20 protein-coding genes are annotated in these 19,591 nt (G+C 73.0%); 10 read left to right on the top strand and 10 right to left on the bottom strand.

The genetic code is table 11. The features are described from left to right. Window positions 1-42: 42 nt before the first annotated feature. The 3 genes from QC385_RS22780 to QC385_RS22770 all read left to right on the top strand — a co-directional run bounded on the left by QC385_RS22780 (window position 43) and on the right by QC385_RS22770 (window position 2,428). Entirely contained in the window at window positions 43-1,203 is a 1,161-nt protein-coding gene (locus QC385_RS22780) for an ROK family transcriptional regulator (RefSeq protein WP_279543180.1), read from the top strand. 100 nt (window positions 1,204-1,303) lie between these two features. Then, window positions 1,304-1,489, top strand: coding sequence for a hypothetical protein (locus QC385_RS22775; RefSeq protein ID WP_279543421.1), 186 nt, complete (start codon window positions 1,304-1,306; stop codon window positions 1,487-1,489). Between the two features lie 114 nt (window positions 1,490-1,603). Beyond that, entirely contained in the window at window positions 1,604-2,428 is an 825-nt protein-coding gene (locus QC385_RS22770) for an EamA family transporter (protein WP_279543179.1), read from the top strand. Between the two features lie 26 nt (window positions 2,429-2,454). On the opposite strand, the gene QC385_RS22765 is transcribed toward QC385_RS22770, so the two are convergent. The 3 genes from QC385_RS22765 to QC385_RS22755 all read right to left on the bottom strand — a co-directional run bounded on the left by QC385_RS22765 (window position 2,455) and on the right by QC385_RS22755 (window position 5,958). Continuing rightward, window positions 2,455-3,435 (bottom strand): ornithine cyclodeaminase family protein, encoded by a 981-nt coding sequence (locus tag QC385_RS22765; RefSeq protein ID WP_279543178.1) that lies wholly within the window; start codon window positions 3,433-3,435, stop codon window positions 2,455-2,457. Between the two features lie 28 nt (window positions 3,436-3,463). Then, on the bottom strand, window positions 3,464-4,813 hold the full coding sequence (locus tag QC385_RS22760; protein WP_279543177.1) for a S1 family peptidase: 1,350 nt from the start codon (window positions 4,811-4,813) through the stop codon (window positions 3,464-3,466). Window positions 4,814-4,929: 116 nt separating this feature from the next. Then, on the bottom strand, window positions 4,930-5,958 hold the full coding sequence (locus QC385_RS22755; protein WP_279543176.1) for a hypothetical protein: 1,029 nt from the start codon (window positions 5,956-5,958) through the stop codon (window positions 4,930-4,932). A 24-nt stretch (window positions 5,959-5,982) separates the two neighbouring features. On the opposite strand from QC385_RS22755, the gene QC385_RS22750 reads away from it, so the two are divergent. The 3 genes from QC385_RS22750 (at window position 5,983) to QC385_RS22740 (ending at window position 9,005) form a co-directional block, all read left to right on the top strand. After that, window positions 5,983-7,161: a MalY/PatB family protein gene (locus QC385_RS22750; RefSeq protein ID WP_279543175.1), complete on the top strand. Its 1,179-nt coding sequence runs from the start codon at window positions 5,983-5,985 to the stop codon at window positions 7,159-7,161. A gap of 45 nt (window positions 7,162-7,206) precedes the next feature. After that, window positions 7,207-7,593, top strand: a complete 387-nt coding sequence (locus tag QC385_RS22745; RefSeq protein WP_279543174.1) for a PPOX class F420-dependent oxidoreductase — start codon at window positions 7,207-7,209, stop codon at window positions 7,591-7,593. A 68-nt stretch (window positions 7,594-7,661) separates the two neighbouring features. Further along, window positions 7,662-9,005: a Gfo/Idh/MocA family protein gene (locus QC385_RS22740; RefSeq protein WP_279543173.1), complete on the top strand. Its 1,344-nt coding sequence runs from the start codon at window positions 7,662-7,664 to the stop codon at window positions 9,003-9,005. Between the two features lie 12 nt (window positions 9,006-9,017). Here the strand turns inward: QC385_RS22740 and QC385_RS22735 are convergent, their stop codons facing one another. Next, the gene (locus QC385_RS22735; protein WP_279543172.1) at window positions 9,018-9,431 is read right to left on the bottom strand and encodes a Zn-ribbon domain-containing OB-fold protein; all 414 of its coding nucleotides are present in this window, start codon (window positions 9,429-9,431) and stop codon (window positions 9,018-9,020) included. 151 nt (window positions 9,432-9,582) lie between these two features. Further along, window positions 9,583-10,251 (bottom strand): TetR family transcriptional regulator, encoded by a 669-nt coding sequence (locus tag QC385_RS22730; protein ID WP_279543420.1) that lies wholly within the window; start codon window positions 10,249-10,251, stop codon window positions 9,583-9,585. A 201-nt stretch (window positions 10,252-10,452) separates the two neighbouring features. Here QC385_RS22730 and QC385_RS22725 point away from each other — a divergent pair, with 201 nt between their 5' ends. Both QC385_RS22725 and QC385_RS22720 read left to right on the top strand, forming a co-directional pair. Next, window positions 10,453-11,178 carry a peptidoglycan-binding domain-containing protein gene (locus QC385_RS22725; RefSeq protein ID WP_279543171.1) on the top strand — a complete coding sequence of 242 codons (726 nt, stop codon included), beginning with the start codon at window positions 10,453-10,455 and terminating at the stop codon, window positions 11,176-11,178. A gap of 587 nt (window positions 11,179-11,765) precedes the next feature. Continuing rightward, window positions 11,766-12,254, top strand: coding sequence for a flavin reductase family protein (locus tag QC385_RS22720; protein WP_279543170.1), 489 nt, complete (start codon window positions 11,766-11,768; stop codon window positions 12,252-12,254). Between the two features lie 251 nt (window positions 12,255-12,505). Here QC385_RS22720 and QC385_RS22715 read toward each other — a convergent pair whose 3' ends face one another. The 4 genes from QC385_RS22715 to QC385_RS22700 all read right to left on the bottom strand — a co-directional run bounded on the left by QC385_RS22715 (window position 12,506) and on the right by QC385_RS22700 (window position 17,189). Beyond that, a complete protein-coding gene (locus tag QC385_RS22715; RefSeq protein WP_279543169.1) occupies window positions 12,506-14,890 on the bottom strand; it encodes a SpoIIE family protein phosphatase in 2,385 nt (794 codons plus the stop codon). Window positions 14,891-15,009: 119 nt separating this feature from the next. Continuing rightward, window positions 15,010-15,573 (bottom strand): antibiotic biosynthesis monooxygenase, encoded by a 564-nt coding sequence (locus tag QC385_RS22710; RefSeq protein WP_279543168.1) that lies wholly within the window; start codon window positions 15,571-15,573, stop codon window positions 15,010-15,012. A 43-nt stretch (window positions 15,574-15,616) separates the two neighbouring features. Then, complete coding sequence (locus QC385_RS22705) at window positions 15,617-15,997, bottom strand: hypothetical protein (RefSeq protein ID WP_190147024.1); 381 nt, start codon at window positions 15,995-15,997, stop codon at window positions 15,617-15,619. 271 nt (window positions 15,998-16,268) lie between these two features. Continuing rightward, window positions 16,269-17,189, bottom strand: coding sequence for a MurR/RpiR family transcriptional regulator (locus QC385_RS22700; RefSeq protein WP_279543167.1), 921 nt, complete (start codon window positions 17,187-17,189; stop codon window positions 16,269-16,271). Window positions 17,190-17,356: 167 nt separating this feature from the next. On the opposite strand from QC385_RS22700, the gene QC385_RS22695 reads away from it, so the two are divergent. After that, the gene (locus QC385_RS22695) at window positions 17,357-17,518 is read left to right on the top strand and encodes a hypothetical protein (RefSeq protein WP_279543166.1); all 162 of its coding nucleotides are present in this window, start codon (window positions 17,357-17,359) and stop codon (window positions 17,516-17,518) included. A gap of 53 nt (window positions 17,519-17,571) precedes the next feature. Further along, window positions 17,572-17,973, top strand: coding sequence for a DUF3662 domain-containing protein (locus QC385_RS22690; protein WP_279543165.1), 402 nt, complete (start codon window positions 17,572-17,574; stop codon window positions 17,971-17,973). A 15-nt stretch (window positions 17,974-17,988) separates the two neighbouring features. Here QC385_RS22690 and QC385_RS22685 read toward each other — a convergent pair whose 3' ends face one another. Next, on the bottom strand, window positions 17,989-19,533 hold the full coding sequence (locus QC385_RS22685) for a phospholipid carrier-dependent glycosyltransferase (protein WP_279543419.1): 1,545 nt from the start codon (window positions 19,531-19,533) through the stop codon (window positions 17,989-17,991). Window positions 19,534-19,591: the final 58 nt, after the last annotated feature.

The following is a 19,591-nucleotide window of genomic DNA, read 5'->3' as shown; positions in this document are numbered from 1 at the left end:
TTGGTTTCAGTGCGAAAGAAAAGGGTGAGGGGAGCGGACCGAATGACCGCAGGCATGGCCAGCTGGCCGCCGCTGAGCCCGGGGGAGCGCGCGGTGGCGATCGAGGTGCTCGTGCACGGCCCGCTGTCGCGCACCGAGCTCGCGCGCAGGCTGGGGCTGTCGGCCGGCAGCCTCACCCGGCTGACCAAGCCGCTGATCGAGTCGGGCCTGCTGGTCGAGGTGGCCGAGGCGGGAGTGCCGGCGGAGACGCGCCAGGGCCGCCCCTCGACACCGCTGGACGTCGTCGCCGACTCCTGGTCCTTCCTCGGCTTCAAGATCACCGAGGACATGGTCTACGGCGTCGTCACCACGCTCAGAAGTGACATCGTGGCCCGCCACGACCGTCCGCTCACCACGCACGACCCCGCGGAAGTCGCCGATGTGCTCGGGGAGATGACCGCCGAGCTGACCCGCGACCATCCCCGGCTCGCCGGGATCGGCATCGGGGTCGGCGGTTTCGTCCAGGACCGCGCCGTCGTCGGCGAGTCCCCCTTCCTGCTGTGGCGGGACGTCCCGCTGGCCGAACTCGTCGAGGAGCGCACCGGGCTGCCCGTGGTCGTCGAGAACGACGTCGCCGCCCTGGTCGAGGCCGAGACCTGGTTCGGCGCCGGACGCGGCCTGGACCGCTTCGTCGTCCTCACCATCGGCGCCGGCATCGGCTACGGACTCGTCCTGGGCGGCAAGCGGGTGCCCTGTGCCGAGGAGGACCGCGGCTTCGGCCGCCACTGGATCGTCGACCCGGGCGGCCCGCTCACCCCGGACGGCCGGCGCGGCAGCGCCGTCTCGCTGCTGGCCATCCCCAACATCCGCTACCAGGTCCAGGCCGCCACCGGCTGCGACCGGACGTACGAGGAGATCCTCGCGGCGGCCGCCGCCGGGGACCCCATGCCCGCCCGGGTCGTCGCCGAGGCCGCACGCGCCCTGGGCACGCTGGTCGCGCAGATCTCCAACTTCGTGATGCCGCAGAAGATCCTGCTCGCGGGGGAGGGGGTCGGGCTGATGGACGTGGCCGGCAAGACGGTCGAGGAGACCGTCCGCGACAACCGGCATCCCCTGGCCGCCCCGGTCGAACTGGAGACGAAGGTGTCCGACTTTCACGACTGGGCGCGCGGCGCGGCCGTCCTGGCCATCAAGGTGCTGGTGCTGGGATCGGCCGAAGTGTGAACAGGCTCACGTTTACTGGGAGATGGACGTGATCAGCAACACTGTCCGGAATGACCGTTTAACTCACGATTACTCACATCGTCTTCACGTGCGGCGACGTATGCTTCACAGCATGTCCACCACTGTTGAAACCTCTTCCCAGCGAACGGCTGACGAGGTCAACGAGGAGATCCGGGCCTTGTGGCGCCGGTCGGGCGGGACACTGAGCGTCGAGCAGCGCGAGGAGTACCAGCGGCTCGTCCTGGAGTGGGCCGCCGCGGCCCCGCAGTCCGAGCCCGCGGCCTGAACGTCAGCCAGGGCCTGTCGTTCGGATCAGGCCCCGCGTCTGCGACCTGATCCAAACGACAGGCCCTGGGGTCGCTGACGCATCGGACCCTCGTCCCGGGGCACCCCTGATCCAATGGGTGCCCTTCTCGCACTTTCCTCGGCCGTCGTCTACGGCATCGTCGACTTCGCCGGCGGCCTGCTGTCCCGGCACATCCACCACGCCGCCGTCACCTTCCTCGGCCAGCTCGGCGGGCTGCTGCTCGCCTGCGCCGCCGCACTCCTCATGTCCGCCGACGCCGTCCACACCGCCGACCTGCTGTGGGGCGCGCTGTCCGGCGTCGGCAGCGGCATGGCCATGCGGTTCCTCAACCGCGGGCTGAGCCGGGGCGCGATGAGCGTCGTCGTGCCGGTGAGTGCCGTCACGGGCGTCGCGCTGTCGGTGCTGTGCGGCGTGCTCGTCCTCGGCGACCGCCCGGGGGCCCTGGCCTGGCTCGGCATCGCCGTGACGGTCCCCGCGCTGTGGTTCGTCTCCGGAGGCGGGGGCGGCCCGGGCAAGGGGGCGGCGGACGGACTGCTCGCCAGCGCGGGCGTGGCCGTGCAGTACCTCGCTCTGGGCCAAGCCGGCCCGGGCAGCGGGCTGTGGCCCGTCGCCGCGGGTCGTGTCGCCGCGGTCCTCGTCCTCCTGCCGGACGCCGTCCGCCACGCCCGCCGGCTGAAGCTGCCGCCGGGCCGCTGCCTCCAGGCCCTCCTCATCGGGGCCGGCGCCGCCCTCGGCCTCGTGCTGTATCTGCTCGCCGCGCAGCGCCAGTTGCTGGCCGTCGCCGTCGTCCTCGCGTCCCTCTACCCGGCTCTGCCCGTCATCCTCGGCCTCGCCCTCCTGCACGAGCGGATCAGCCGGCGCCAGGCGCTGGGGCTGCTGGGGGCGGGGGCGGCGACGGTACTGCTCACACTGGGGTGAGACAGAGCCGCCCCGGTGCCGAGTGCTCACGCGTCGCCCTCGTCCTCCGGCCGCGAGTGGAACCGGAAGCCGACGCCGGCCCCGTCCCGCAGCGCCGCCAGATAGGCGGCCCAGGAGAGTGCGAGATCCTGCCAGGGCAGGCCGACCGGGGTGTAGACGGTCACCTGCCCGGCATCGGTCCGCGCCGGGACGGTCCCGTCGATGATCCGGCCCAGCACGGCTGCGGCGTCCTCCCGGCGCAGGCCCGCACTGCCCAGCGCGCCGGACGTCATCGCCAGGTCGAGGTCGTCCACGATGACCCGCGCATGCCGCAGCAGCCCGGCGTCCAGTTCCACTTTGCCCGGTTCGTCCGCTCCCAGCGAGGTGATGTGCGAGCCCGGCCTGACGTCCGGGAGGCGCAGCAGCGGGCGGCGGGACCAGGTCGCGGTGACGACGCTGTCACAGCTCTGGGCGACTTCTCGCGCGCTGCCGACGACCTGGCACGCGAGTCCGGCCCGTTGCCAGACCCCGGCCATCCGGTGAGCCCGTCCGTCGTCGGCATCGTGGATGACGACCCGCTCGACCGTGCGCAACCGGATCAGCCCGCGCAGCGTCATGTCCGCCTGGGCTCCGGCGCCGATGATTCCCACAGCGCGTGCTCCCGCCGGGCTGAGCAGGTCGGTGGCCAACGCCGCCGACAACCCGGTCCGCCACGCGGTCACGAAGGCGGAGTCCAGCAGCGCGAGCAACTCCCCGGTCTCCAGGTCGTGGAGACAGACGATGCCGGAGATCGCCGGGTCGGCATCGGGGAACTTGGCGTTGACCTTCACGGTGTAGGCGGGGATGCCGGGCAGCAGCCCCGGCAGCAGTACGGCGATGCTCCCGGGGGACGCCGGCAGACTCTGGCGCACGCGCTGCGGGGCGGTCCGCGAGGCGAGGGCCGCGACGAAGCCCTGGCGCAGGGCTCGGACCACGGCCTGCGGTGCGACCACCCGCTGAAGCTCGGTGGCGCCGAGCAGCACGGTCATGAGGCGCCCTCACCCGAACTGACGGACGTCATCCCCAAGTAGCCGAGTAGTACTGCCGGTACGCCTTGCGGTCCTGCTCCGCGCGGATCCAGCGGGTCGCCACCAGGGCGACGATGCTGCCCGCGATGACCAGCAGGCCGGGGCCCACGTTGCGCGGGTCGGTGAGACGGGTCAGCAGGCCCGACACGTCCTCGCCCGCGACCGGCGCCGACGAGCCGGGCGAGGCGGCGCCCTGCGAGGCCGACGGCGCGGGAGAGGCGCCGGTGCCGCCACCGGCCTGCTTGGCCACGATCAGCTTGACCCCCAGCTCGGTCAGCGCCTTCGTCACCGGCTGGAAGAACGTCGTACCGCCCGCCGCGCAGTCCCCGCTGCCGCCCGACGTCAGACCGAGCGCGACTCCGTCGGCGAACATCGGGCCGCCGCTGTCGCCGGGTTCGGCGCACACGTTCGTCTCGATGAGGCCGGTGACCGTGCCCTCGGGGTAGTTGACCGTCGCGTTCAGCGCGGTCACCTCGCCCTGGCGCAGACCGCTGGTGCTGCCGCTGCGGAAGATCTTCTGCCCGACCTCCGGATCGGCCACGCCCGTGATCCGCACGCCCTTGCCGTCACCGACCGCCACGACGTCCGCGCCCTGGCCCGCGCGACCGCTGTCGTACTTCACCAGGGAGTAGTCGTCGCCGGGGAAGCTCCCCCTGAGCGACGTGCCGACCTGTTGACGGCCCCGGTCGTCGGCGAACCAGACGGAGCCGTCGGGCCCGCAGTGCCCGGCCGTGAGGATGAAGTCGGTCTTGCCGTCGGTCACGTTGAAGCCCGCCGAACAGCGCCCGGCGGTCGACAGGATCGGCTCCGCGCCGTTGATCCGCGTCGTGAACGTGCCCTCGGTGCGCTCCATGCGCACGAAGCCGCCGATGCCCTCCGCGACGTCGGTCAGCCGGGACCAGTCGGAGGCGGAGACGGTGCTGTCGCCCCGTACCACCACCTCGTTGCTCTTGTAGTCCAGGGCCCATGCGGTGCCGGGCACGCGGGGCGCCGAACGCAGTGTGGCCGTGGCGGACTTGAGGTCGCTCATGCTGTGGCGCACCATCTTCGCCTGCGCACCGGCGCGCTCGACCTCGTCGGCCGCCTTCTCGTCCGTGACCGCGACGACCGGCCGGCCGGCGGGGTCGACCCAGCTGCCCGCCGTGCGGGAGGTACCGAGCCGGGACACGAGGTCGGTGCCCATGCTCGTGGCCGGTTGCGCCGAGTACGGGACCCCGATCGTCGGATCCGGCGGCTCGCTCGCCACGGCGCGTGTGACCATCGCTCCTCCGAGGAGGAGTCCGCCGACGGCCGCCAGCCGTGTCACTCGCCGGACGACCCGTCGTCGTGCGTGCCTCATGCATGGCTCCCGAACCCGAACAACACGGTGTGAACACCGCGGGGCACTCCTTGAGTTGAGTGCCCTCTTCCCATACGGGGCGCAGCCCTGCCGTGTTCAGCGCACGCGTGATCTCTTCACCGCCGGCCGGCGGCAGGGGCGGTCGGCCCGAAGTCCGCCGGGGCGGCGAGCAGGGCCCGGCTGCGCGCGTCGCCCCACACCGAGGCCGGATCGACGTAGGGCCGCAGCAGGGCGGTGAGCGCGGGGTCCCCGCGTCCGTTCAGCTCGTCGGAGGCGATCTTGCGGGCGATCCCGGCGAGGAAGTCCGCCACCTGCACGCGGGCGTCCTCGCGCGCGACGACCAGCCGCAACCCGGCCAGGCCGACCCCCGCCTGCCGGGCCGCTTCCTCGATCCAGGCGATGCGGTCCGGCGTCAGCATGTTCTGCCGGTCGTGCACCAGCCGGACCGGCCGCCCGTCGCCGCTCCACAGCGCGGCCGTCCGGACGATCGCCGGGAGCAGCGGGTTGAGCACCGGGATCAGGGGCGGCCCGTCCAGGAACGCCGCCCGGTAGGACACCGCGCGGGGCCGGGTCACGGCCAGCCGCTCCAGGATCGCCGTCGCGTCGGTGTCCGGGTGGGCTCGCCGCAGGGCGTCGACCGTGTCGTAGAAGACCTCCACGGGGGCGCCCGGTTCCCCGTTGTTGCGGACCCGCAGCAGCTGGTTGGCCGCCTCCAGGAAGGTCCGCCAGCCATCCTCGCCGAAGGCCCGGCGGCCCTCGCGGAACAAGGCGACGGCCTGGCCCGGGTCACCCAGCAGCAGACCGACGGCCCGGTCCACCACGAAGAAGGACTTCTCCATGAGATGCACCCGCGCCCGCCCGTGGATCGGCCCGTTCGGCGCGAGCAGCCACTCCAGCACCGCGCGGTGCTTCTCCCGCAGCAGGTGGTTCGCCTTGTACTCCTCGGCCGGTGAGCGGATCCGGTCCCGGATCTCCCGTACGGCCGCCGCCGCCGTCGCCTCGGACAGCGACATACTGGCGTGCGCGAACACGTCCGTGTTCCCGCCGGTGAGGTTCTCGCCGTCCGACCCGGATTCGTCGCAGGCGATCTCCAGGAAGGGGCCCTCGGCCCCTCCCCGCTCCCCGTCCTCACGATTCCCGCTCACTGCACAGCCCCCTATCGTGTGCCCATGACCAGGATCCCGCACGAGACGTCCGGTGAACCGAATCCCCTGCAAGCCCTCACTCTCGACCGTCTCCGCCGCCGTACGAGCATGAAGTGGCGCACCTACCCCGAGGACGTGCTGCCCCTGTGGGTGGCCGAGATGGACGTGCCGCTCGCCGAGCCCGTCGTGCGCGCCGTCACCGAGGCGCTCGACCTCGGCGACACCGGCTACCCCGCCGGTACGGCCTACGCTCAGGCGCTGGCCGCCTTCGCCGGGAAGCGGTGGAACTGGGACGGGCTCGCCGTGGAGCGCACCGCGATCGTGCCCGACGTCATGCTGGGCGTCGTCGAGATGCTCAAGCTGGTCACCGGACACGGGGACGCGGTGGTCGTGAACCCGCCGGTGTACCCGCCGTTCTACCAGTTCGTCGAGCACATGGACCGGCGCGTGCTTGAGGCCCCGCTCGGGGCGGACGGGCGCATCGACCCCGGCGTCCTGGAGGAGGCCTTCCGGCAGGCGGTGGCGGGCGGAGGACGGGCCGCCTTTCTGCTGTGCAACCCCCACAACCCGACCGGCACCGTGCACACCGCCGAGGAGCTGTCCGCGGTCGCCGCGCTCGCCGAGCGGTACGGCGTCCGCGTCGTCGCCGACGAGATCCACGCGCCGCTGGTGGTCGGGGGCACCGACTTCGTGCCGTACCTCAGCGTGCCGGGCGCCGAACGCGGACTGTCGCTGATGTCGGCCTCGAAGGCGTGGAACCTGGCCGGGCTCAAGGCCGCCCTCGCGATCGCCGGTCCCGGGGCCGCCGGCGACCTGGCCCGGATGCCCGAGGAGGTCGGCCACGGCCCGAGCCACGTCGGCATCATCGCCCACACCGCCGCCCTGCGCGACGGCGTCGCCTGGCTGGACGCCCTGCTGTCCGGCCTCGACGCCAACCGGCGGCTGCTCACGGACCTGCTCGCCGAACACCTGCCCGAGATCCGCTACCGCCCGGGCGACGCCACCTACCTCGCCTGGCTCGACTGCCGCGCGCTCGGCCTCGGCGACGACCCGGCGGACACCTTCCTGCACCGCGGCCGCGTGGCCCTCAACTCCGGCCTTCCCTTCGGCACGGGCGGCGCCGGACACGTCCGCTTGAACCTGGCGACCTCGCCCGAGGTGATCGGGGAGGCGGTGCGGCGCATGGCCGCCGCGCTGCACTGAAACGCGGGGGCACGCCGCGCGGGTCGCGCTCGTACACTGCACGCCATGGACGACAGTGCGCTGGACCGACTGGGCGCGGGCAAGTACCTGCTGATCACCAGCTACCGCAGAAACGGTACGCCGGTCGCCACCCCGGTCTGGGTGGTACGCGACGGGAACGCGCTCGGCGCCTGGACGCCGGCCGAGTCCTGGAAGGTGAAGCGGATCCGCAACCGCGCCGACGTCCTGGTCGGCCCCTGTGACCTGCGCGGCAACCCCACCGGCGAGCAGGTGCCCGCGACGGCGGAGATCTGCGACCCGGCCACCACCGCCCGCTACCGGCAGCTGATCGCCCGCAAATACGGCCTCACCGGCCGGCTCACCCTGCTCGGCAGCCGGCTGCGCCGGGGCCTGGACGGCACCGTGGGCATCCGCGTCACCCTCACTCGCTGACCCGGGTTGAGCAAGCGCTTTCAGTGCCGGGGGAGTGGACGGCCCGTCCCCGGGACAGACCACCTGTCATGAGCCGAACTCCCGTCCTGCGCGCAGCCGTCGTCGGCACGGGCCACCGGGCCCAGCTCTTCACCCGGGGCCTCGCCGAACGCCCCGGCCACCTGGTGGCCGCGCTGTGCGACCCCAGCCCGACCCGGATGGCCTTCCACAACCGACTGCTGACCGAGAGCGGCGCGCCGGCCGCCACCACGTGGGAGCCCGACCGCTTCACCGACCTGCTCGCCGCGGAGGACATCGACGAGGTCGTCGTCACCACCGTCGACGCCGAGCACGACCGCTACATCGTCCCGGCCCTGAAAGCGGGCTGCCGGGTCGTCACCGAGAAACCGATGACCGTCGACGCCGAGCGCTGCACCCGCATCCTCGACACCGTCCGCGAGACCGGCAACCGTCTGACCGTCGCCTTCAACTACCGCTTCAACCCCGTGCACGAGAAGGTCCGCGCCCTGCTCGCCGAGGGCGCGATCGGCGAGGTGCTGTCGGTCCACTTCGAGTGGCTGCTCGACGTACGGCACGGCGCCGACTACTTCCGCCGCTGGCACCGCGAGAAACGCAACAGCGGCGGCCTGATGGTGCACAAGTCCTCGCACCACTTCGACCTGGTGAACTGGTGGCTCGCCGACGAACCCCGGGAGGCCTTCGGCTACGGGCGGCTCGGCTTCTACGGCCGAGAGGCGGGGGAGCGCCACGGACTGCGCCGGGACTACGACCGCGCCCACGGCGCCGACCGGGCGGCCGACGACCCCTTCGCCCTGGACCTGGCGGCCAACGACACCCTGCGCGCGCTCTACCTGGACGCCGAACGCGACGACGGCTACCTGCGCGACCGGAACGTCTTCGACGGGCCGATCACCATCGAGGACGACATGTCCGTCCTCGTGCGCTACGCGCGCGGCGCGACGATGACGTACCACCTGACCGCCTACTCCCCGTGGGAGGGCTACCGGGTGATGTTCAACGGCAGCGTGGGCCGGCTGGAACTGGAGGTCGAGGAGAGCCGCTGGCAGCCGCCCCTGACCCGGGTCACCTCGGCCGCGGGTGCCGTGCACGGGGACACGGCGGCGGAGCACGCGGGCGGCGCCCGCCTCACCCTGCGCCCGCTGTGGCGGCCCCCGGTGGATGTGCCGCTCGCGGTCGCCCACGAGGCCCACGGCGGCGGCGACCCGCGCATGCTCGACGCGCTGTTCGGACCCGCCGGCCCCGCCCGCGCGCCGGACACCGCGGCGGCGACCCATCCGACGGCCACCGAACGCGACGGGGCGCTCGCCCTGGCGGTCGGTCTCGCGGCCAACCGGAGCTTCGAGACGGGACGGCCCGTGTGCACCGGCGAACTGCTCCCCGGGATCCGGTGACCGGACCGCCCGTCAGGTCCAGGCCCGGTACGGCTCGTCGATCAGCTGGAAGACCGGCTCACCCCGTACCGGGTCCTTGGCGGTCGACAGCCGCACCCGGTCCCCGCTGTGGATGCCGATGGGCGGGCCCATGACCCGGCCGCGTACGACGAAGCCCTCGGCCATCTCGATCAGGGACACGTTGCGGGCCGCGGGGGTGTTGCGGTGCACCACCGTGGAGTGGCGGACGGTGCCCACGCCCTCGCTGCGCTCGGTCCGCAGCTCGCTGCCGCGGCAGACGGGACACAGCACCCGGTGGTACATGGCGGTGCCGCACCAGGTGCAGCGCTGGTAGAGGATGGCCTCCGTGGCCGGGCCCCTCGGGTCGAGCAGACCCGTCGGGGAGCCGGCTGCCTGCTGAGCGACGCTTCCTGAGTGGTGGTACACGCTGTCAACTCCCTGCACTCGGCCGGAATCCCGTGTGCACGGTCGCCCGCGCACAGGTGTGCCCGGTTCGCCGTGCCACCGCGCACGCAGCACAGAGTATGGCACTCAGTGCCACTCGTAAAGGCACTCCGTTCCCTCAATGTGCGGACCCTCAGCCCCGCCCCAGCGTCGCCTCGATCTCCTGCACGACCCGCCACAAGGGCGCGTCACGCCGGGACACGACGACCACCACGTCCTCGGGCTGCTCCCCGGCAGGAGGCACCGGCGTGCCGCCGAACGCGGACTGCACGTACGCCAGCGCGTGGTCCACCGTGGCGCTCGCGTCGTCCTGCCCGTCCGAACGCAGCCAGGAGCGCAGCGCGTTGTTGTGTGCCGCGACCACCGCCGCGGCGATCACATCGGCCTGGAGCGTGCCGTCCCGGCGGGCCGCGAAACGCCGGCGCAGATACTCGGCCAGGGCGCGCTCGTAGCGCCACACCACCGACAGTTCGTAGGCGCGCAGGCCCGGGACCTTCTTGGTGAGGCGGTAGCGCTGCACGGAGAACGTCGGGTTCTCGGCGTACATCCGCAGCACGAGCCGGGCCGCGTCGCAGACCCGCCGCACGGGTTCCTCGTCGTCGCCGGCCGCCGCGAGGAAGGCCGTCATGTCGGCCAGGCACCGCTCGTGGTCCGGGAAGACCACGTCCTCCTTGGACGGGAAGTAACGGAAGAACGAGCGCCGCCCGACCCCGGCCAGCGTCACGATGTCGTCGATGGTGGTCTGCTCGTAACCCCGCTCGAGGAACAGCTGGAAGGCCGCCGCCACCAGGGCGTCCCGCATGGGCGGCTTTCCGGTCCCGGGGTCGGCTTTCTCGGAGCTCATGAGCGGGAACGTAGCACCCGGAAGGGTACGCATGGCACTCAGTGCACTCTCCGGGAGGAACCGAGTTCCCTCTGAACTCCTGGCCCGGCAGCCGCGTATCTAGCGGCAGGACGATCCCCGGAGACGGGCGCCCCCGAGCCCGGACGGAAGGAGAGCAGCGTGTCGACACCGTCCGAGCCCCGGCAGCCGCACGACGGACCGGCCCTCGAACCCATCCGCGTCCTGCGGCCTCGCCGCACCGACGCACTCGCGGAACTGATGCGGGAGTACCGCGAGGAGATCGGCTCGGCCCCGGACGGCAACGAGCCCGGCGGCCATCGGTCCCGGGGCTACGAGTCCGTCGCGCTGCCCCGGCCGCCGGCCGGCTCCGAGGACCTGACGCAGGAACTCCCGCCCCTCACCCGCGAGCGCGGTTCCGGCCGTCCCGGGCCCGGACCAGGACTGCGCCGCGCGGCCGTCGCGGTGGCCGTCGCCGCGGCCGCGGTGATCGGCTTCGGCGGTGCCGCCCTCCTGCTCCCCGGCCAGAACACCGACGACAGGGCGGCGGCACCCGCCCCCCGCCCCACCACGTCCGCCTCCGCCGCTGCCCCCACGCCCACAGCAACGCCCACCCCCACACCCACCCCGCCCGCAGCCGACCCCGACGGCCCGGGCACCCTCCGCGAGGGAGCCACCGGCCCCGAGGTGACCGAACTCCAGGAACGCCTCCTTCGCATCCCGGACGTCTACCGGGACGGCTCCACCAGCGGCCGCTACGACTCCACACTGACCGCGGCGGTCGCCCGCTTCCAACTCTGGTACGGCATCCGCGGCGACGAAACCGGCGTCTACGGCAACGACACCCGCCTCGCCCTGGAGTCCCGCACGGCACCGGTGGCCGGCTGACCTGCCCTGCCCTGCCCGCGGGGCGGCATCGCAGGCAGCGGGGCAGTCCCGCGGCGGGCACGGGCACGGGCACGGACACCGGACGGCACGCACGTCGGCCGGCACCGGCGTCGGCCTGGTCATCGCGCGGGCCCGGGCGCCGGGCCGCCGGGTCGTGGGTCGGCGCAGCGCCCGGGTCGTACCGTCCGCCGAACGGCACCGTCCCGGGTGGCCTGGTCGTGGCCTGGGTCGCGCCGACCCGCCGGTTGGCGCCCGCCGGCCTCACGGCGCCGCCCGCCCGGCTCTGACGCGGGCCGGCGCTGACGCCGCCCGGCCCTGACGGCCGCCGGACCGGGCGCCCGACCCCAGTAGGGGCTCTGGTCCGGAGCCGGGCGGCGGCGACCGCCCAGCGGCACGACCCCCGGTACGCACCCGTCGGACCGACGGCGTCGCCCCACAGGCGACATCGCTTCGGGGCGCCGCCCCGGGATGGCACCGTACACGCGACATCGCTTCGGGGCGCCGCCCCGGGATGGCACCCGTACACGCGACATGGTGAGGTGATGCCGAGACGGCAGAGGACGCGAGGGCGAGGGAGTGGTGTGAGCATGGCGGGCATGGACGCGTTCATCGGGCGGCTGGATCCCGAGATGTGCGTGGTCACGGCCGTCGCGGGCGGTGAACGGGCGGGGTGCCTGGTCGGATTCGCCTCGCAGTGCTCGCTGCGGCCCGTGCGGTTCGTGGTGTGGCTGTCCGAGGTGAACCGCACCTTCCGGGTGGCCCGGGACGCCGAGGTGCTCGCCGTGCACCTGCTCGCGCGTGAACAGCACGCCCTCGCCGAGCTGTTCGGCGGGCGGACCGGCGACCGGACGGACAAGTTCGAGGGTCTCCGACTGCGCGAGGCGTACGGCGGGGCCGTCGTGCTGGAGGACGTGCCGGCCTGGTTCGTCGGCCGGATCGTGACGCGCGCGGGCGGCGGCGACCACATCGGCTTCGTCCTCGACCCGGTCGAGTGGGGAGGACACGAGGCGTACGACGGGCCGCTGCTGCGCCTCTCCGGCGCTCTCCCCATCGACCCGGGTCACCCGGTCGACTGAGTCGGCCCCCGGCGCGTCGAACACCGGGCAACGTCCGGGAAAAGGAACGGGACGCCAGGCCCGCAGGGCGTCATCCTGAGCCGGGGCGACGACGCACGAGGCGCCCCGCCCGCCGGCGACCGAAGGCCACGCCCATGAACGGCTCCCGCATCCCGGGTCTGGTGCTGCCCACCCTGTTCCTGCTGGCCCTGGTCGTGGGCCTGTGGTGGTACTGGCGGCACCGCGGCGACTCGTGAACGGCGAGCCGTTCCCTACCTCGGAACCCGGACGTCCACGACGCACACGTCGTCCCGCCGCTCGTCCGGCAGCATCCGCGCCAGCAGCTGCCCCAGTGACCCCGGCCCGTCGGCGTGCGGGGCGGCCACCGCGTCGGCGAGACGTTCCAGACCCCGGTCGATGCTCTCCGGGGGATGCTCGACCAGGCCGTCGGTGAACAGGACGAGCCGGTCGCCCGGGGCGAGACGGCACTCCGCCTCCTCGAAGACCGGCGTCGCGGTCGCGCCCAGCAGCATGCCCCTGGGGCGGTCCAGATACCGCACCCGGCCGTCCCTGAGCAGCAGCGGCGGGGGATGCCCCGCCTGGGCCCAGACCAGGCGGCGCTGCCGGGGGTCGTACCGGGCCAGCACCATCGTGGCCGTCGCGTGGGAGTCGCGGGAGTGCAGCAGCAGCGTGTTCAGCCGGGCCAGCGCGCCGGTCAGCGACGAACCCGTGATGACCATGCCCTTCGCGGTGAAGCGGAGCTGCGCCATGGTGGCGACGGCGTCGACACCGTGCCCGGCGACATCGCCGACCACCAGCAGCGCGCCCCCGTCGGGCAGTTCCACGGCGCTGAACCAGTCACCGCCCACGTGCACCCCCGACTGGGCGGGCAGATAGGCGACTTCGACGCGCAGTCCCGCCAGGTGCACCGGCCGGTTCGCCAGCGGCAGCAGTGCCTGCTGGAGCCTGGTCGCCAGGGTCCGCTCGGCCTGGAGCACGTCGTGCTGCGTGAGGATCGCCTGCTCGCTCTCGACCAGGGCCAGCTCCGCCCGCCGCCGGGCGGTCATGTCCTGGACGACACCGTGCACCTCGACAGGCGTGCCGTGCATGTCGGCCACGGCCTCGGCCACGAGGCGCAGATGCCGGATGCCGCCGCTCGTCCTGACCCGGAACGGCAGGTCGAAGGCTCGCCCCTCCTGGACGAGCGCGCGGACGGCGCGGGTCAGCGCGGGCCCGTCCTCGGGCAGCGCGAGCTCCGGCAACCCGGTGAGCCGCACCGGGCCGTGCGCGGGGTCCCGGCTGAAGATGGCGAACACCTGGGTCGACCAGGAGGCCTCCTGCGTCGCCAGGTTCCAGTTCGCCCAGCCGAGGTTGCCCAGCCGCTGGAGGTCCGCCAGCCGCTGCTCCTGCCGGTCGGAGGAGCCGTGCCGGATCCAGCTGACGACCAGTGCGTCGTCCAGCCGAGCCACCCGCGCCGAGTACGTGGACAGCGCCGCGATGCCCGCCACGACCTCCTCGTGCGCGAACGGTTCGCTCTCGTACGGCTCCCCGGTGGTCAGTGTGTGCAGACAGCCCTGCCACAGCGGCTCCTCCGTCAGGGCCGGCCGGAATTCCAGCAGCCGCCGCCCGGCGAGCTCGTCCCCGGGGCGGCCCAGCAGGTCACCGGCTCGTGGGGTCGCGGCCTCCACCCGGAAGTCCTCGGGCTCGCCCGAAGCGTCCCTCAGCGGGGTGAGCAGCATGGCCGCGATCGGCAGCGCGTCGAACAGTGCCTGCACGGCGTCCGTGGCGGCGTCGGCGGCCCGCTCGGGCGGTGCGTCGAAGGCGCGCAGCCGGCCGGCGCACAGCTCGGTGACGCCCCGCAGATGGGCCTGGTCGCGGGCCGTGAAGGATCCGGCACGGCCGCGCAGCACACCGATGCAGACCTGGGCCGGGCCCGCGGCGGGCACGGGCAGCCAGGCGCGCGACCGCCACCGCTCGGGCGGATCACCGATCAGCAGTTCCCGCCGCTCATGCGTGGCGATGTCCTCCAGCCAGCACGGTTCGCCCCTGCGCAGCGCGTCCAGGGCCGCGATGCCGCTCAGCGGCGGCACCTGGCTCCACTGGGCGGCCAGCTGGTCGTCGATACCGGCGTGCCCGATCAGTTCGAGTCCGCCGTCGGGCCTGCGGACGTAGATCATGATGGCGTCGGCGGCCATGCCGGGCGCGAGCTGCTCCAGCAGACACCGGGCGAGGTCGTGCGGTGTCATCACCCGAACGAGGGCCTGCCCGAGGCGGGCCAGGGCGATGGCGACATCGTCCGGCGCGGCCGTCTCCGGCAGGGCGTCGGAGCCGAAGCCGGGGGAGTGGGTGCCGACGGGCTCGGCCGCCTCGCCCCGGCCGGGGGCCGTGGGCGCCAGGGATCCGAGCGTTATCCAGCACTCCTCAAGGAGGGTGTGGCGCGCAGCCTTCGCCCGCTGGAGAAGCCGTTCGTCCGCCGCGTCCGCGGAACACCTGGTCAGCGCCATCACCGCGCCCTTGGCCCGTTCCACGACAGCGGACGTCGCCGCCTGGTCGCGCAGCCGGTCCAGCTCGGCGCGCTGCCGGGCGACGATCTTGGCCAGTTCGACCAGGTCCGGTGCGGCACCGGGCTCCGCCGGCGTCACGGGCTCGCTCGTCACGCGTTGAGCATCGCATACCCGCGCGGGTTCGAAGACGGCCTCGGGCGACGGACTTCTCCCACATCCCGGCGGCCACACCGGTCACATCGGCCACAAGGTCACATCAGCCTCGGAAGCCGTCAACGGCCATCGCGCGGATACAGCCACAGGCGCAGCAGCCGGCTGAGCCTCGGCATGACGAGATACGTCAGCACCGGCAGCAGCACCAGCGGGAACACGGCGGCCCGCAGCGGCAGCGGCCAGCCGGTGGTGTGCGGTGTCACCAGCCACTGGATGAGCAAGGTGAACGGATAGGCGCCGAGGAACGTCGTGAGGACCATCTTCCACCGGGGCGGGGCCTGCACAGTCGTGCCGGGCAGGCTGAACCACGTCTCCATGCCGGTCGTCGACTGGCGTTCGCTGCTGACCTCGGTGGCGATGTCCTCGATCCGCCGGTGCCAGTGCGCGCGCTCCTCGGACTCCAGCCAGGCGGCGAGCCGGTGCTGGTCGGACCAGCGCAGCACCGCGTGGTAGCGGTGGCCGTCCTCCGGCGTGAGCCAGGAGACGCCCTCGTTGCCCGGGAACTGTCTGGCGCAGCGGGTGATGCCGTGCGTCCACTCCTCGAACTGCCGCTCCCGGCCGGGACGCACCTGCCAGGTCAGAACGGTGGTCACCGGCTCGCGCCGGACTTCGGTGGTGCTCATTCCATCACGTGTGCCACGCACACCGCGGGTCATGCCCGACGGGTCACGGTTGGCGATTGGCCTCCACCAGAGCCTGGGTGACCGCCCGGACGCTGCGCGCGATGTGCTGCAACTGCATGACCTCGGCCGCGTACAGCTTGATCGTGTGCTCGATGACGCCCTCGTGCAGGCCGAGTCCGGGCAGGTCGGCGCGGGCGGTCTGGAGGGCCGTGCGGGCGACCCTGATCTCCTGCTGGACCTGGATCTGGGCGTGCCGGGCGAGCAGGACGGGGTGGCGGATGAACACGGGGTATCCGGCGTAGCGCGCGGGCACCAGCTCGCGCAGCCACTTGGCCGCCGAGCGCTCCCAGTCGTAGCTCCCGGGGGTCTTGACCTGGCAGGGCCAGTCCGGGCTGATGCGCGTGGACGTCAGAGGCATGATCATCGCTTCCGGGTGTGCGGCGTCGTGAGGGTGGACGACGGGTCGGGGTGGCCCCGGCCTAGGGGATGGCCGGGGCCGCCACGGACACCCGGGGCGCCGAAGCGGGTAGGAGCCGGCCCCTCGGGTGCGGAACGGATCCGGAACGACCGGGTCGCGATCCGTGAGCAGTATTTATATATGCCATCCGGTTTTCAAGGTGCATGAAAACATTCATGCGCGCTTTGTTGTGGATGGTCCCCCTGTGCGCACCCGAGGCCTTCCCGCTGCGTGCTGCTCAGTCCGGCAGGAAGAAGTGATGCTGGTCGGCGACCTGTTCGTACTCCTCGAGCCGGGCCTGCGTCCGTTCCGGATCCGCGTCCGTCATGGCCTGGAGCAGCGCCGAGCACATCACGCCAGGGGCGGCGTAGGAGTCGAAGACCAGGCGGGAGCCGGTCCCGAGGGCGAAGGTGACGTCGGCCTCGTCCGCGAGCGGCCCGAGAGCCAGGTCGGTGATCAGGGCGACCTTGAGCCCGGCGCCCCGTGCGACCCGGACCGCCGTCAGTGTCTCCTGCGCGTGCCGGGGCATGGAGAACGCCAGCACCCAGGTGCCGCCCGCCTCGCGCGACTGGAGCAGCGCGTCGTAGGCGACGCTCCCGCCCCGCGTCACCAGCCGTACGTCCGGGTGGATCCGGCGGGCGGCGTAGGCGAAGTACTCGGCCAGCGAGACGGAGATGCGCAGGCCGAGGACCGTCAGCGGGGTCGAGGACGCCAGCTTGCGGCCGACGTCGATCACCAGGTCGGGGTCGGCGAGGTCCCGCCGCAGGTTCTCCAGGTTCTCGATCTCGGTGTCGACCGCCGCCTGGAGCTCGTTGCCCCTGTTCTCGTCGGCCGGTCCGCCGCCCGCCAGGGTGCCGAGCGCGATGGCCTGGAGTTTCTCCCGCAGCGCCGGGTAGCCGCTGAAGCCGACCGCCGAGGCGAACCGCGTCACCGAGGGCTGGCTCACGCCGACCCGGTCCGCGAGATCCGTGATGGAGAGGAACGCCGCCTCGGTGATGTTCTCGATCAGGTACTGGGCGATACGCCGCTGGCCCGGGGACAGCCGGGGCCGGTCGAAGAGCGCCCTGAGCTGGGCGGAGGGGGAGACCTCCGCTTCGGGTGCGGCCTTCCCCGAGGTGATCGCGGATGCCTGTGCGCGTGCCTGCTGCGGCGATGGCACCGGTGCGCCTCCTTCGTCTCCCACGGACGTTCAACATAGCTCACGCCCCCTGGTGACCAGGGCTTCTTCCCCGGGCACATGAGGTGCCCGGCGGGGGGATACCCGGACGCCGGGCGGGAACCCGCCGCGGCAGAAGATCCCGACACGAGGCAAGAGGAGTCATCGTCATGACCGTCCCCGAGGAGAACCGGCCGAAGACGCAGACCACGGACGAGGTCCTGGAACACCAGGACGAGCACCAGACCCGGCCGCCGGGCGCGAGCGGTCGCACGATGCGCGAGGCCCTGGAGGAGGCCGAGGTGCGGCCCGACGACTACGACGAGCGCTAGCACCCCCCCGCCACCGCAACCGAACCAACGACGCTTCCGGCAGGTGAGACCGCATGGGCGCACTGAGTGCGCTGGAAGAGACACTGGAAAACCGATGGGAGGCCCTGTGGGCGCGGGTCTTCGACAAGGAGCCGGTCGAGGTCCTCGACGCCCTGCGACACGAGTGCGACGACAACGCCGTGGTGTGCCGGGCGGACCGGGTCATGGTTCCCAACGCCTACGACGTCGAACTCGCCGACGAGGTGCATGACCAGCTGGCACGCCACGGCACCAACGTGGGCCAGGCCCTGACCGACAGCCTGGTCCGTCACGCGGAACGCAAGGGCTACGAGTTCGCGGGCCCGCTCGCGGTACACGTCGCGAGGTGTCCCGACGTGCCCAACGGGCGTTACCGCGTGGCCAGTCGCGTCATGCAGCACGTGAGCACGGACGGCTTCTTCCACGCGGCCCACTGAGGAGCCCTCAAGCGCTCAACGGCGATAGATCGTGATCGAGTGCCCGACATCGTCGACCGGGCGGCTGCCGCCGATCAACTCGGCCAGCCGCCCGGTCGCTTTCGCGGCCGCGGAGTCCGACACCGCCAGCACCCCCCGCACGGCACCGGCCGGCACCCCACGCGGATCGCGCGCCCGGATGCCGTAGAAGGACGGCACCCCACTGCCCTTGTAGACCAACCACACCCGCTCATCGGGATAGCGCTCGCGCAGCCGCTCCGCGAGCCGCCCCAGATCCTGTCCCCAGTCCACGTTGGAGTCGTGCAGGAACTCCCGAGTCCTGCCCGGCCCGCCGAAAGCCTCGTTGGAGTACGGCAAGTAATAGGGGTACGCACGCAGCGAACCGACCGCGACGAACGCCACCAGCGCCCCCACCGCGACGGACACCCACCGCAGCCGCGCCACGAGAACGCAACCGGCCGCCACCGCGAGGAACAGCGGCAGGAAGACGGCGTACCGGGTGCCGAGGTCCCGCGAGCCCTGCATGGCCGCCGCCAGCAGCACCGCGGGCGCGGCCAGCACATAGGGCGCGGCCGGCCGCAGGCGGCGCACCGCGACCACGGCGACGGCCCCGGCGACCCACAGCGCGAGCGTCCCGAGCGGTGTCTTCACCAGCAGTGCGGCCGGCAGGTAGTACCAGAGCGAGCCCGAGTACAGCCGGCCGAACAGATAGCCCTGCCACGGCCGGTTCTCCAGCCCGAACTGGACCCGCATCCCGTCCCGGTACGCCTCCGGGAACGGCAGCGTCTCGACCAGCAGCCCCCGCAATCCCCGCACGGTGGGCACATGCTGCTCCGGAGTCCAGCGCAGCCGCGGATCGACCATCAGATACGTCATCCACACGACGGCGACCGCGGCCAGTGCCACGACCGCGGCGCCCGCGACCGCCCGCCCCGGGCCCCGCCCCCGGCCGGCTGCCGACGCGTGCCACACCGACACCGCGGCCAGTGCCATGAGCACCGGTACGGCGGGGAGCGTGCTCATCTTCGTGGCCAGGGCCGCCCCCAGCGCCACCCCGGCGAGCGGCACGTACAGCAGGGGCCCGCGGCGGGCCCGCCACAGCAGCCACGCCGACGTCAGCACGAACCCGGCGGCCGGCACGTCGAGCGTGGCGAGCGAGCCGTGGGCGATGACGTCGGGGGAGAAGCAGTACAGGGCGAGCGCGGCCGACGCCCCGGCCGGCCCGGCCAGTTCACGGGCGAAGGCGAAGACGACCAGCCCGAACAGCAGTGTCAGCGCGATCACCGGGAGCCGGGCCCACAGCATCAGCCGCCACGGGTCGTTGCCCGTCTCGTAGAGCAGATGCCGCCCCACCGCGCCCTGGTCCCCGGTGAAGGACGGGTCGACGCGCGGATCCGCGAGGGTCACCCCGGCACCGATGACGAGCTTGCCGAGCGGCGGGTGTTCGGGGTTGTGGCGCAGCCGGTGTTCGTGCGTGTACTCCACGGCGGCGCCCACGTACACCGGTTCGTCGATCGTCGGGGTCTGCCGCACGGCGGTGGTGACCATGACGAAGGCCATCTGTACGAGCAGCACGGCCACGAGGAGCGGCAGCGGCCACCGTCTGCCGTACCGCCGC

It is taken from the genome of Streptomyces sp. DH10, from assembly GCF_029813805.1.
Lineage (GTDB): Bacteria > Actinomycetota > Actinomycetes > Streptomycetales > Streptomycetaceae > Streptomyces > Streptomyces coeruleofuscus.
This window is presented reverse-complemented; position numbering and strand designations above follow the sequence as displayed.